The organism is Micromonospora sp. NPDC049523, assembly GCF_040676775.1.
In the GTDB taxonomy this organism is placed as follows: Bacteria; Actinomycetota; Actinomycetes; order Mycobacteriales; family Micromonosporaceae; genus Micromonospora_G.
The window spans coordinates 149,797-162,459 of sequence record NZ_JBFAPP010000019.1 but is presented as its reverse complement, the minus strand read 5'-3'; the positions used below and the strand labels follow the sequence as shown (position 1 = coordinate 162,459).

Here is a 12,663-nt window from a genome sequence, read left to right as displayed (position 1 = left end):
ACCACCGACCCGGCCAGTCTCTCGTTCGGTCGCACCATCTGGCCGCACGCGGACGACGTCCCGGTCACCCGGACCGTCACCTACCGCAACCCCGGTCCGACCGATCTGAACCTGGAGCTGAACCTGCGGGTCATCGGACCGGAGGGCGCGGTCGCACCGGCCGGTCTCTTCGCCGTCGGGGCGGACCGGGTGACCGTGCCGGCCGGCGGTCAGGCGGCGGTCACCGTGACCACCGACACCAGGGTCGCCAGCGCGGACGGCTACTGGTCCGGCCAGCTCGTCGCCACCGCCGGCTCGACCGTGGTCAACACCCCCGTCGGGGTCAGCAAGGAGGGCGAAAGCTACGACCTGACACTCACCCATGTCAACCAGGCCGGCACCCCGGCCACGTCGTACGACACCATCCTGGTCGGGTTCGAGAGCTACTCCACCGACATCCTCTACGACGCGGACGGCACCGTCACGGCTCGCCTGCCCAAGGGACGCTACGGGTTGATGAGCTGGATCGACGTCTCGCCCGACAAACCCGAGGCGGTGGCCACGCTGGTGCAGCCGGAGCTGCGCCTCGACCGGGAGACGACCCTCGTCCTCGACGCGCGCGAGGCACGGCCGATCCGGGTGACCGTGCCCGAACGGTCCGCCGCACCGATCCTGGCCGCGGTCATGGGTGCCTGGGTGCTGCCCGACGCCACCTTCGTCCTCGGCACCTCCTCCTCCAGCTTCGACGACCTCACCATCGCCCAGGTCGGCGACGGGAGCCCCTACGAGGAGTACAAGACGGTGATCTCCAGCCAGTGGGCGAAGCCCGGAGCCGACGGTCTGTTCAGCAACAGCCCCTACTTCTACGCACTCAGCGAACTCATCGACGGTCGGCTTCCGAGTGGCTACGTGCGCCACTACCACGATCGGGACCTGGCCACCGTCAAGCCGGATCTCCGGGGCACGACACTGCCTGGACAGAGGGCCGAGCGGTACCTGATTGCGGTCCATCAACACCACATCGGCAGCTTGGGCATGCCTTCGGTGATCACCTTGCCGGCCAAGCGGGTCGAGTACGTCAACACCGACGGCGGGGTGGGCTGGACCACGTTGCTGCGCCTCGGCGTGCCGGACGCTGACGGGTTGCTGGATGTGCAGACGCAGCTGACGTCGACGGTGACGTACCAGGCGGGTCGCAGCTACCAGGAGGTGTGGAATGACGCACCGTTCGGTCCGTCCTTCCAGGAGACCAATTCGTCCGATCTGGGCATCACACGGCAGGGAAACCAGATTCTGGTGGGGTTACAGCTCTTCGACGATGCCACCGGACACCCGGGCATCTCGGTCGCCACCACCGAGCGGACCGCGCTCTACCGCAACGGCACCCTGGTCGGCGAAAGCCCGGTCGCGGGCGTCGGCTTCTTCGACGTGCCGAGCGGCCCGGCCGACTACCGGTTGACCACGTCGGCGACCCGGGACGTCTCGGACCTGGCCACCTCGACCGAGGCGGCGTGGACGTTCCGCTCCGGGCAGGTGCCGGGCGACGAGTTCGTCAAGCTGCCGGCAATGGCGATCCGGTACGCGCCGAAGCTCGACGCGGGCAACGCGGCTCCGGCGGGCAGGGCGTTCGACATCCCGGTGAACGTGCAGCGGCAGCCCGGTGCGCCGGGTGCGCAGGTGCGGCGGCTGACCGTGGAGGTCTCGTACGACGACGGGCGTACCTGGCGGGACGCGGAGGTCCGGTCGACGAAGTCCGGCTGGGTGGCGAGCGTACGGCACCCCGGCGGGGCGAAGTACGTGTCGCTGCGCGCCAAGGCGACCGACTCGGCCGGTGACACCGTCACCCAGCAGGTGATCCGCGCGTACAAGCTGAAGTAGCGCGACAAGCTGAAGTAGCAGGAACGGGAAACGGGGTGCCGGCTCGATCGAACCGGCACCCCGTACCCGTCGGTCGGAAAGTCGGCAGTATTCGGCGTCCGTACCGAAAGAGCATTTCCAGGAACCTGCCACGGCTTCGCTGCCCGGCGCATCCGCACTCGTACTCGAACTCGGGGGACCGAAGATCCGGCGTCAGCTGGCGGAGCCGGAGCAGCGCCGGTTAATCCGCATGAAACACAGCGAAAGCACCGGCAGCAGCGACACTCGGCGGAATCCACTCCATTCGCACCAAGGCACGGGGTCGCTGACCAGCGACGAACAGGAGCCGACCCGGGTCGCTGAAACGATCGCAATACTCCGCTGACCAGGCAACAAGCCCTGAGTGATCGTTCGGGACGGGCCCGGCGACCAGACCGCCCGGAACCCGAGGACGGGTCGAGTCAACCAGCCAGTAGGCAGTAGCACGTTCGGACCATCGCGCCAAATCGTACGCGAGTCGGGGGTTTCGTCCGACAGCCATCAAGCCATGACAGGACAGTTCAGAATTCGCTTGGCAATACATACCACGAATTCGCTGTCAGCAATACGTCGCTTTGATTGGCATCAATAACCGTCGTGCAATTCTGTTTCCGGCCAGGCATGCAGCCTGGCGGGATCCGATGAGGAGGGTTCATGACCACCAGGGCAATCCGGCTGCCGGCGCTCGTCACGGCGGCGGTCCTGATCGCCAGCGCGGTCTTCACCGCGCCCGTTCAGGCGAACACGGTGACGGCGAAGCCGGCGACCGCGTCGGCAACGGACGACAAGGCTGTTGCCTCGGCGATCGCCGCGTACCGCACGGCCTACCCCCAGATGTCCGAGGCCGCTGCCCGGGCAGCGTTCGACCAGCAGCTGACCCGCAAGAACCTGCAGGTGCAGGTCTCCGCCAACGCCGCGTACGGTGGTTCCTGGTTCGACGCGCCGTCCGGCGTGATGCACCTGTCGCTGACCAGCCCGGCCGCCGCGGCCGAGGCGCTGAAGACGGCGCAGAAGCTCGGCATCCGCGCCGAGGCGCACGTGGTGAAGCGTTCCTGGGCGGATCTGGAGCGGCTGGCCACGTCCCTTCAGGGCAACAGCGTGGCCAAGGCCAGCAACGGCTTGGTCGGCATCGACGTCAAGAGCAACACCGTGACGCTGGCCGTATCGGGCGAGAGTGTCAGCGCGGTCAAGGCGCAGGGCGTACCGGCCGGCGTTGCCGTCGTCACCGGCTCGAACCTCAAGCGCGAGCTGGACGCCGGCTGCACTTCCCGGCTGGACTGCGACTGGACCATCCGGGCCGGTGCCATCCTGAAGTACAACGGCAGCCCGATCTGCTCGGTCGGCTTCACCGCGCGTACCTCGGCCGGGCAGCGCTACTCCTACACCGCCGGCCACTGCAACAGCGGCGGCGGCACCTGGAGCACCGGCGCCCAGGCTATCGGCCCGATGACCGGCGCGATCGTGTCCGGCGGGCTCGACGCGGGCATCATCCGCAACGACAACCCCTGGTTCCAGTACGACGCGGGCGGCGAGATCTACATCGAGTCGGGCAGCCGCACCATGCCGCTGAACTACGTGGCTCCGACGATGGGTTACCTCCTGGTCGGCGAGACCGTCTGCCTCGCCGCGAACTACACCTCGCCGAACGGCCCGAACCGCTGCGGCATCATCGGCAGCACCAACGACGGCGGCATGGTCCGGGTCGACGGGCTCGACGCCTGCGGTGGCGACAGCGGCGGCGGCTGGTACTGGCTGGGCTCGGCCACCTACCGGGTGGCGTACGGCATCCACAGCCAGAGCCACTCCGGCTGCAACGGTGACCAGGGCGGCAGCCAGTCCTGGTTCAGCCCGATCCCGCAGATCACCCCGCTGTGGGGTCTGGCCATCGAAACCCGCGCCTCCTGACCATCTGACACCACCTGATCGACGTACGACAATGACGGGGTCCGTCGGCCTGGCCGGCTGACCCCGTCACCACGCCCGGTCGGTGGCAGCGCCGGCTCAGGAGACCGACGAATCCGTCGCCGCAGCGAAACCACCACACCACAGGGAGGTCAGAGGCACATGGGGATCACCAGCATCCGTCTCGTCACCGGCCTGCTCACCGTCAGCCTGCTGGCCGCCGCCTGCGCCTCCACCGAGGGAGCGGCCCCGGGCGGCGGCCCTGTCGACCCGAGCACCGGCACCAGCCCGACCCTCCAGCCGCCGGAGCAGACCATGCCGCCGCCCAGCGTCAGCCCGCAGCCGACGAACCCGCCGGCCGATCCGAACGCGTACCCCCTGCCGCGCCCGACCCAACTGCCACCCACCGCCGGCCGGCCCTCGCTGACCGAGGCGCAGATCGAAACCGCGGTTTCCACCGCGTCGCAGGACGCCACGGTCGCCGCCGCCCTCGGTCAGCGTGAGGTGGCGCAGGTCCAGGTCCAGGCCACCACGGTCGGGGTGCCGGGCGAAAAGACCGCGATCACCGTCGCCTTCCTGTTCCGGCAACCGATCGAGTCGGAGGCGCCGATCTGGTCGAGGCTCTGCGACATCGGCGGACAGACCGCCCAGTGGCGCGGCGTCGCCGCCCGGGTCGGCCCCGGCGCGGAGATCCAGAGCAGCCCGATCTGGATGACCGGCGCCAACTGCGTCGGCGCCCAACCGAAACTCGGCTGACCCGCCCCGAAGGCATGACCCCGGCTACGCCCCGGTTCCGCTCATCCCGGACCATCAGGCCGCCGCCACCCGCCCTCTTTCCCGGGTACGGGCACCACCTGCACGCCGGCCACCCGCTGCTCCCCTGACTCACCGTCACCAGGAGCCCCGAAGCCGCGAGGATCCACGAGCGCCGCGGGCACGTGTGGCGCCAGGACGTCGAACGGCTTCCGACTCAGGTGGGCCGCGACCCGCGAAACCTCGGACATGCCCGGCGAACGTGAGTCCAGGTCCCGGTTCCACGCAGCGTGTTCGTCAGGGTACCGGCGACCGGCGCTGGTCACGGCCAGCGGAAAGCCCGCCACCGTCGCCTTGGCCGTCGCCCTGAGATTCGTCCGTTGCGGAAGGGGCCATTGCTCTGGTCATGAGGGTGTGCAGGCGGCGCTGTTCGGCGAGGGTGAGCCGCGCAAGGGGCGTACGGGTGGTGGCCGCGTCCACCAGTCGCCTGCGTGCCTCGCGGCCCTGGTCGGTGAGCTCGAGCACCTTGGTGCGTCGATCGCCGGGAGCCGCGGTACGCGTCACGTACGAAAGCTGTTGCAGCCGGTCGGCCAGGAACGTCACGGTCGACGGGTCGCAGCGCAACCGGAGGGCCATCTGACGCATCGATGGGGCCGGGGCGGCGGGATCCAGCTGCCACAGCGCGTCGGCCAGCGGGTGGGTCAGTTTGAGCTCGGTGAGCACGTCCTGGATGCCGACGTTGGTCGCGCCGTCCATGGCGTGCACCAGCCGCAGGAGCTGATAGGTCAACGACTCACCGTCCATCCCGCCATCTTACTTGGAGACTCCAAAGCTTGACGACTCCAAGCTTTTGTTCCAGACTGTCGATGCTTTGACACTCCAAGCAACTGGGACGGAGAAGGTGGCATGGAGACCGTGGAACGCCCCCAGACGATGCGCGACCGGGTGCGCAGGCGGGTACTGACGACCGTGCTGGGGCGGTTCGACAATCGGGAGAACATCCGCCGTGCGACCACCCTCGACGCGCACCAGGCCACGGCGAACCAAGGAAACGGGCCGTATCACGTGCCTGGGTCTCCGCTACGACGCGACATCCGCGAAGGCCGTGTCGGAGCTCCTCTTCTGCTCCGCATCCGCGCCGTCGAGGTCGGCACGCTGGCTGCGGTGGCAGGTGCCGCAGTCGAGGTCTGGCACTGCGACGCCGAAGGGATCTACTCCGGCTACCAGCGCTACGGCGCGGACAGGTTCCCGGCCCTGGTGTCATTGAGCCTGCGGCGGTTCCGGCCCACGGACACCGCGACGTTCCTACGCGGACAGCAGGTCACCGACCCTGACGGGTACGTCGAGTTCCAGACCATCGTGCCGGGCTGGTACACCCCGCGCACCGTCCACATCCACGTCCGGATCAGCATCGGCGAAACGGCCCTGCTCGGTACGGAACTGTACTTCCCCGACGACTTCGCCACCCACGTCCAGTCGCTGCCGCCGTATGCGAAACGCGGCCGGAGCCCGTTCGTCAACGCCCACGACATCGAGATCCGCATGGCCAAGGGGTCCCCGGGCAGCTGGCCAACCATCCGACCGACCGCGGACGGCCACCGAGCCGACGTCACCCTCCAGATCCGGCACTGACGGGAGTATCACCGTGATCACCCGAACCGCGGTCATCACTGGCGCGGCCGGCGGCCTCGGCCAGGCCACCGCTCGGCGGCTACTGGCCGGCGGGCTCGACATCGTCGCGGTGACACGTGACGCGCGCAGCGCCGAGGCCACCCGGCAAACGCTCGCCGCCGAGGCGCAGGGCCGTACGGTGCACGCTCTGCATGCCGACCTCGTCGACCGCGACGCCGTCCAGGCCCTCGTGGCGCAACTGCGCGCCACCGTCGGACATGTCGATGTGCTCGTCAACAACGCCGGAGCCGCCTTCTCGGGCTATGCCGAGACCGCCGACGGAATCGAGCGAACCCATGCCCTGAACCACGTGGCGCCGTTTCACCTCACCCATCTGTTGCTCGACGACGGCCTGTTCGCTGCGGACGCGCGCATCATCAACATATCGAGTGACCTGGTGACCCGAGGACGGCTCGACCCCAGCGAACCGGACGTCACCGGCATCTCCTGGCGAAATCGTTTCTCGCAGCTCACCGTGTACGGCACCGCCAAACTCGCCAACCTGCTGGCCACCACTGCGCTCGCCGACCGGCTTCCCAACGGTATGAGCGCCTACAGCGCCAATCCGGGCGTCATCAGAACCGCCTTCAACACCAAGGCCGGCGGTCTGTTGAAGTTTGTCTCCTCGGTCGTCGGCGTCATGGCCCAGACACCCGACAAGGCTGCACGTACCCCGGTCTCCCTCGCCACCGCTGGGACACCACCAACGCCGAACGGCGGCTACTTCGCGAAGGGCGCGGCCGCGATACCACCGACGGGCACCCACGATGCCGACCTGGCAACCACCGTCTACGAACGGACGGCGCGTGCGCTCGGCCTCGACGCTCGCCCGACGGCCGCCTCGCGCCATTCACCCCCGGACGACCACTGAGCGTTTGGACGCCGGCCAGCGGGACCTTCCCGTGCCGTACCAGCTGAGCAGCATTCGCGGGGTCGTGGTTCCCAGCGACAACGAGAGCACGGCGAGGTTTCGCAGGACGTCGGCTTGTCCGGCGATTTCCCCGGCGCCTTCGAAGATGGACAAGGCTCGACGTAGCGACGGCGGCGAACGTGCCCTCAGTGAGCGCGGTCGCGGACGTTTGCGCACGCCACGCCGTACCGTTCGCGAACCGCCGGCACGGCGTCTGCCTCGTACACCTCGACCTGACCAACCGTCCACGATGGTGGCCGATGTCCGCCCGACACCACCCAGGCCGCCTGACGGGCAGCGCCGTCCGCCACGTACTCCCCCAGCGGTGGAACGAGCACGGGGCGGCCGAAGACCGCAGGCGCGATCCGGCGCACCGCCTCCGAACGGGCGCCGCCGCCGACCAGGATGACCCGGTTGACCGTGATGCCCTGCCCGATCATCGCGTCCAGCCCGTCGGCGAGTGCGCACAGCATGCCCTCCACCGCCGCGCGGGCCAGGTGCGCGGGGGTCGAGGTCCGCAGGGTCAGGCCGTGCACGGCTCCGGTCGCATGCGGGCGGTTCGGCGTGCGCTCGCCCTCCAGGTAGGGCACCAGGACCAGTCCGTCGGCGCCCGGCGGGGCCGACAGCGCCAGCGCGGACAACTCCTCGTGGTCCACCCCCAACATGGTCGCGGCCGCGTCCAGCACCCGGGCGGCGTTGAGCGTGCACACCAGCGGCAGGAAACGGCCGGTCATGTCGGCGAACCCGGCGACGATCCCGCTCGGGTCGGCGGCCGGCACATCGGAAACGGTGGACACTATGCCGGAGGTGCCGATCGACACGATCACGTCGCCCGACTCGGCGCCGACACCCAACGCCGCCGCGGCGCAGTCGCCCGCGCCGGGGCCGAGCGGCGCGCCGGTGCGCAGGTACCCGGCCCGATCGGTCGGCCCGAGCACCTGCGGCAGCAGCAGGTCATCCCGACCGATCGCCAACCGGATCAGGTCCGGACGGTATTCACCGGTCACGGCCGACCAGTACCCGGTCCCGCTGGCGTCGCTGCGGTCGGTGCGCAGCGCATCCAGCCCAGCCGCACCGGCCAGCCGCCAGGTCAGCCAGTCGTGCGGCAGACACACCGCGGCCGTACGGGCGGCGTTGTCCGGCTCGGCCGAGGCAAGCCAGCGCAGCTTGGTGACGGTGAAGCTGGCCACCGGCACCAGGCCGACCGCCTCCGCCCAGGCGCGCTGCCCGGCCTCGCCACCGCCGAGATCCGAGATCAGGTCGACGGCGGCGCCGGCCGAGCGGGTGTCGTTCCACAGCAGGGCGTCCCGAACCACCGCGCCTTCGGCGTCCAGGCACACCATGCCTTGCTGCTGCCCCGCGATCGAGGCAGCCGCCACGTCGTCCAGCCCGCCAGCCTGCGCGACCGCGTCGGACAGCGCGGCCTCCCATGCGGCAGGCGGCACGGCAGTGCCGAGTGGGTGCGGTGCGCGGCCCTCGCGCACCAGCTTCCCGGTCTCGGCGTCGCGGATGACGACCTTGCACGACTGGGTCGACGAGTCGACCCCGGCGACGAGTGACACCGGTCCTCCGGGAAATTGTCGGGCACGGATCAGATGGCGCGGTTGGTCAGCGGGGCGCAAAGCCAGTGGTGACCGCGAGCTGGTTGAGCCGAACGATCCCGAAACGCTCGACGCCGACCGCGTCTGTGGCGAAGCCCTCGACCGAGTCCCGGACCCGCAGGCCCTCGTACGTCTTCACGCCGGTTTCCTCCAGCACGCTACGGAAGCGGGCGTCGTGCTCGTCGCGGCGGCGACCGGCTTCCGACCGAACGGGATCTCGTCGTCGGAGTGGAAATTCGCGGCGTACGCGCCGAGCCCGACCAGCTTGGGCACGGTCTCCGTGGGGTCGAGCGTCGGATGGACCCGAAGGAATACTTGGCCCGTCAGCCGACGGCCCAGTGACCAAGGGTGGGGGTCATCGCGAGTCAGCTTGATCGACATGTTCGACCTCTGTTCCGCCGCCGAGCAACGGTCAGGATTTGTTTAGCGGCTGAATTATTTGACGGTGCCACGGTGTTGTCAAGACGCATAGGTTCGCCGGGTTGCCGGTTGGAACGGGGTGGCCCGGTGCGCTCTCGCTGCGGTAAGGGCACGATCGTCGGGCTGGCCGTGGCTGAAGCCGATCTCCTCCTATGACCGTGGTGTGCTGTCCGAGCGCCACGCGGTGAGACGAGGGTGACCCGGCAGTTCGGCGCGGCCGGTGGCCCACAGCAGGGTGAGCCAGGGATCCGCGCCGCCCGGAGCCTCTGGGAACAGACGGGCGAGCACCCGCGAGCAGAGAGCGGAGGGCGGGGTCCAGGCAAGCCCGAAGCCTTCCGCCAGATCGTGCATGTGTACCAGCGTCTCTTGCAGCCCCAGCGCCGCGAAGCCTTCGGGGTCCGACACCTCGGCGGCGTGGTGGGCGCGGACCCGTGGCGGCGTGGTACGCACCATGGCTACCAGCAGCGCGCCGCAGGCCTCCAGCACCTGCACCAGGCCGGCCGGACCCGCATCACGGTCCGCGTAGAGAAAGACCGTGGGTCCGTCCGGCCTCTTCTGGTTCAACGCGATGGGCACATGGGTGTCCAGCGGCGGGCTCTGCGGCCCCAACTGCACGGCGTAGTAGAACAGGTCGTTGGCGAGGTGCTCGACGGTCTCCCAGCAGTCCCACTCCAGCGAACCGGCCTTACCGCCCCACCCCTGCAGGGGTGCGTCCCGGAGGATGCCCACGGCGAGCCGCACGGCAAGGTCGACGTCGTCCGCGGTGACGGGAGACAAGACTGATCCGGTTTCGACTGATCGGGACATGGCAGCACCGTATCGCGGGGGAAGAGGGCAACATGATTTTGTCCGCGAGAACCGGGGAGCGCGAGATGTTCGCCACTTCGGCGTCACCTCGCGCTCCCGGTCCCCGCGGATGTTCGTCAGCTCGAGTGCCGTTTGTCGACCATCGGGAGTCAGCGGCCCGATTGACGCAGAGCGCCGCTACGGCACCCTGTGTAGACGCCGATCGTGATGCTGGACCGAACGTCGACGCCCGCTTCTAGCCGATGGGAGAGCATCGCCTACACGTCCGCTGCACCCGAACTCATCGCAGCGCCGCGGCGATGTCGGCAGCGATCTCGAAGGTCGATGCCGCCCTCCCGGTCTCGTCTGCGTTCAGCGCGACGTGCTCGACGCGGGCCAGCATCTCCGTTGCGGTTTCCGGGTCATGGAGCACCATCGCCAGTTCTGCGCGGTACACCAGCACCTCTACGTGCGTGACGGGGTCGTCGTCGGCCCGCGGGCGAGCCAACGCGCTGTCGAGAACGCGGACTGCCTGGCCGGCGTCACCCTTGGAGTCGGCTAGCACGACGGCGTTCGCCAAGGCTTTGGCGAGTCGTCCGGCGGGTGCGGGTTCTGGCGTCGGCATCGTGGCGGGGTTCTGGAAGACGCGGATCCAGTTGCCGCCCGGGTCGATGACGCTGAATCCGCCCAGCCCGTCGGAGTTCTTTCGAGCCCTGGGCCGGGTCATCCGCGGCATTCCGGACACCAGGACTTTGCCGTAGGCGGCTCGCATGCCGGTGGCGAAAGCCCGGTGCAGGTCCGCGATGTCCGAGGTGAGCACGAGACAGGAGCCGTAGGACTGCTCTGGGTCGAACCCGGCAATCTCGAAGAATTGCAGGTGCAGGTCCTCACGTTGCAGCCCCACGCAGGGGTTGGGTTTGCGCTGCTTGTACGTCGTTCTGAAGCCGAGAATCCCGTAGAAGGTAACGATGTCGTCAATCGACGCGCAGGGCAGCAGGGGAACGGTCACCTCGTTGGTCATGGCTCTTTCCTAGGCGTCGAGAAGGGTCCTTCGCACATGGAAATAGCCGATCATCGCCTGGTGCCATCCGATCGGCCGATGCGACCGCAGCCGGCGTGCAGCTCGACCAGGGACGCGTAGGCTTCCGCAGCGTCACCCTCATCTGTCGCCGGCAACGCACGCGCGCATCAGCCGCCATCGGCCGCTACGTCGACGCCGATGCCTGAGCAAACGTCTGTCACAGGGCCAAGCCCAGAGCGGACATCAACCGGCGACCGGCCGACGAACGTCCACGCCAGAACCTCGCCCGCGGAGCCCCGGGACGCGCGGGCCAATTGAGAGCCAGCCCCAGACCAGCGGTGAGCAGGCAAAGAGGAGCGACCTCCTCACCCCCGCCCGGGGATGTGTCAGTTCGTGGCCAGTTCCTGGTACTGGACCGACGAGCGGCGCAGGTGATGGAGCCCGCGGATCTGCCGAACCAGCACTGTCACGCGCTTTGGTACGTACTTCAGCGTCCACTGTCCCGAGCGCTGGTCGATCAGGTGCTCGCCAGCGGGGATGCGGATGCGATGAGCATGATCGGCCAGGACCACGCCGTACCACCCGATGTGGTCGAGATACTGCTGCAACACCCGGACTCCTCGGTTCGGCAGGGAGTCACCGGTGGCGCTGATCTGACCGGCGACCAGCTAGCCCTGCTCGCAGCCGATCCCGTGGTCGAGGTCCGCACTGCGGTGTCCACCCACCCCGGGCTCACCGAGCACCAGCGGGCCAACATCGGCATCGATATGACCACCGTGCCGGGCGACGGACACTTCGGCTCCACGGACGCCCGCTGCCGCTCGATCCCGTATCGCGACGACAGACCACCGGAGCTTACCGTCGCCATCCTCGCCGACGACCCCGATCTAGGTGTACGGGTGCTGCTTGCCCAGCACCACGCTGCCGCGCCTCCGACGCTCCCGTCGATCAGATGCGGCAGATCCTGGACGGGATCCCCCGGGCTGAGACAAGGCAACGGCGGAGGTCGCCTTCCGCATAGGCAAGCCCTCCGCGCAGCCAGCCATGTACGCCCGAGTACGGTGCGCCCCGATCTACCTGTCAGGTCGGGAAGCCCGGAACAATCCGGTAGCGCCATGGTCGGCGTTTGCGCGATGCTCTGTTCGATGGGAGCCCTGGACGCGCATGCCGCACGAGTTGCTGAAGGACGCGTGGTCGAGTTCCGCCCGAGCGGTTCCTCCATGGTCCCGCTGATCCGGAGCCGTCAGTTGGTAACCGTTGCTCCGGTCGACCCGACCAAGGTCGAAGTCGGAGACATCGTCCTGGTACGGGTCGCGGGAACGACCTACCTACACCTGGTTTCCTCCATCAACACCGATACCGGCCGGGTGCAGATCAGCAACAACCAGGGCCGCGTCAACGGCTGGACAAGCTACGCCCGCGTCTACGGAATCTGCACTGCCGTCGATGGGGTACCGCGACCTCGATCCGCAGACAAGGTGCGACGACCATAAGCGACTCCAGGCGCCGCTGAGCGAACATGCCGCCGGGTGTGACCCAGCGTCAGATACCACAGCCCGGAGCTGTTCATCCCAGACGGTCTCGTTGGCGTCGCTCCATCGATGCTGCTGGGGACACTGCCAGTGCGGTGTCGGATCGGGAAGAAGGCAACCGCCGAGTGCCAGACTCCCATTCAACGCCGCGTCGACCGCTTCCGGGACAGCCAGGCCGAACAGCAGGGGTAC

General features: G+C 68.8%; 11 protein-coding genes and 1 pseudogene. 6 read left to right on the top strand and 6 right to left on the bottom strand.

Translation table 11 applies throughout. From position 1 onward, the window contains the following. The 3 genes and pseudogenes from AB0J90_RS26655 to AB0J90_RS26645 form a co-directional block, all read left to right on the top strand. A pseudogene (locus tag AB0J90_RS26655) lies at positions 1 to 1,857 on the top strand (peptidase S8); the annotation flags it as partial. Between the two features lie 672 nt (positions 1,858 to 2,529). After that, the gene (locus tag AB0J90_RS26650; protein WP_363600290.1) at positions 2,530 to 3,780 is read left to right on the top strand and encodes a S1 family peptidase; all 1,251 of its coding nucleotides are present in this window, start codon (positions 2,530 to 2,532) and stop codon (positions 3,778 to 3,780) included. Between the two features lie 159 nt (positions 3,781 to 3,939). After that, positions 3,940 to 4,533 (top strand): hypothetical protein, encoded by a 594-nt coding sequence (locus tag AB0J90_RS26645; protein ID WP_363600288.1) that lies wholly within the window; start codon positions 3,940 to 3,942, stop codon positions 4,531 to 4,533. Between the two features lie 294 nt (positions 4,534 to 4,827). Here AB0J90_RS26645 and AB0J90_RS26640 read toward each other — a convergent pair whose 3' ends face one another. Further along, positions 4,828 to 5,334: a MarR family transcriptional regulator gene (locus tag AB0J90_RS26640; protein ID WP_363600286.1), complete on the bottom strand. Its 507-nt coding sequence runs from the start codon at positions 5,332 to 5,334 to the stop codon at positions 4,828 to 4,830. A 102-nt stretch (positions 5,335 to 5,436) separates the two neighbouring features. Between AB0J90_RS26640 and AB0J90_RS26635 the strand changes: the two genes are divergently transcribed. Both AB0J90_RS26635 and AB0J90_RS26630 read left to right on the top strand, forming a co-directional pair. Then, on the top strand, positions 5,437 to 6,162 hold the full coding sequence (locus AB0J90_RS26635; protein WP_363600284.1) for a hypothetical protein: 726 nt from the start codon (positions 5,437 to 5,439) through the stop codon (positions 6,160 to 6,162). 13 nt (positions 6,163 to 6,175) lie between these two features. Next, positions 6,176 to 7,072: an SDR family NAD(P)-dependent oxidoreductase gene (locus tag AB0J90_RS26630; protein WP_363600282.1), complete on the top strand. Its 897-nt coding sequence runs from the start codon at positions 6,176 to 6,178 to the stop codon at positions 7,070 to 7,072. Between the two features lie 185 nt (positions 7,073 to 7,257). Here the strand turns inward: AB0J90_RS26630 and AB0J90_RS26625 are convergent, their stop codons facing one another. From AB0J90_RS26625 to AB0J90_RS26605, 5 genes are all read right to left on the bottom strand, one after another. After that, entirely contained in the window at positions 7,258 to 8,673 is a 1,416-nt protein-coding gene (locus AB0J90_RS26625) for an FGGY family carbohydrate kinase (RefSeq protein WP_363600280.1), read from the bottom strand. 46 nt (positions 8,674 to 8,719) lie between these two features. Then, positions 8,720 to 8,851, bottom strand: coding sequence for a hypothetical protein (locus AB0J90_RS26620; protein WP_363600278.1), 132 nt, complete (start codon positions 8,849 to 8,851; stop codon positions 8,720 to 8,722). After that, positions 8,848 to 9,093 (bottom strand): hypothetical protein, encoded by a 246-nt coding sequence (locus AB0J90_RS26615; RefSeq protein WP_363600276.1) that lies wholly within the window; start codon positions 9,091 to 9,093, stop codon positions 8,848 to 8,850. Before AB0J90_RS26615 ends, AB0J90_RS26620 begins: the two co-directional genes overlap by 4 nt. Before the next feature lie 189 nt (positions 9,094 to 9,282). Then, a complete protein-coding gene (locus AB0J90_RS26610; RefSeq protein WP_363600274.1) occupies positions 9,283 to 9,909 on the bottom strand; it encodes a hypothetical protein in 627 nt (208 codons plus the stop codon). Positions 9,910 to 10,219: 310 nt separating this feature from the next. Next, entirely contained in the window at positions 10,220 to 10,939 is a 720-nt protein-coding gene (locus tag AB0J90_RS26605; protein WP_363600272.1) for a VOC family protein, read from the bottom strand. Between the two features lie 431 nt (positions 10,940 to 11,370). Here AB0J90_RS26605 and AB0J90_RS26600 point away from each other — a divergent pair, with 431 nt between their 5' ends. Beyond that, positions 11,371 to 12,432 carry a hypothetical protein gene (locus AB0J90_RS26600; RefSeq protein WP_363600270.1) on the top strand — a complete coding sequence of 354 codons (1,062 nt, stop codon included), beginning with the start codon at positions 11,371 to 11,373 and terminating at the stop codon, positions 12,430 to 12,432. Positions 12,433 to 12,663 lie beyond the last annotated feature (231 nt).

Coding starts and splice junctions, on each gene's coding strand:
- AB0J90_RS26605 (WP_363600272.1), bottom strand. CDS start 10,939: ATGACCAACGAGGTGACCGTTCCCCTGCTGCCCTGCGCGTCGATTGAC.
- AB0J90_RS26615 (WP_363600276.1), bottom strand. CDS start 9,093: ATGTCGATCAAGCTGACTCGCGATGACCCCCACCCTTGGTCACTGGGC.
- AB0J90_RS26645 (WP_363600288.1), top strand. CDS start 3,940: ATGGGGATCACCAGCATCCGTCTCGTCACCGGCCTGCTCACCGTCAGC.
- AB0J90_RS26650 (WP_363600290.1), top strand. CDS start 2,530: ATGACCACCAGGGCAATCCGGCTGCCGGCGCTCGTCACGGCGGCGGTC.
- AB0J90_RS26635 (WP_363600284.1), top strand. CDS start 5,437: ATGGAGACCGTGGAACGCCCCCAGACGATGCGCGACCGGGTGCGCAGG.
- AB0J90_RS26640 (WP_363600286.1), bottom strand. CDS start 5,334: ATGGACGGTGAGTCGTTGACCTATCAGCTCCTGCGGCTGGTGCACGCC.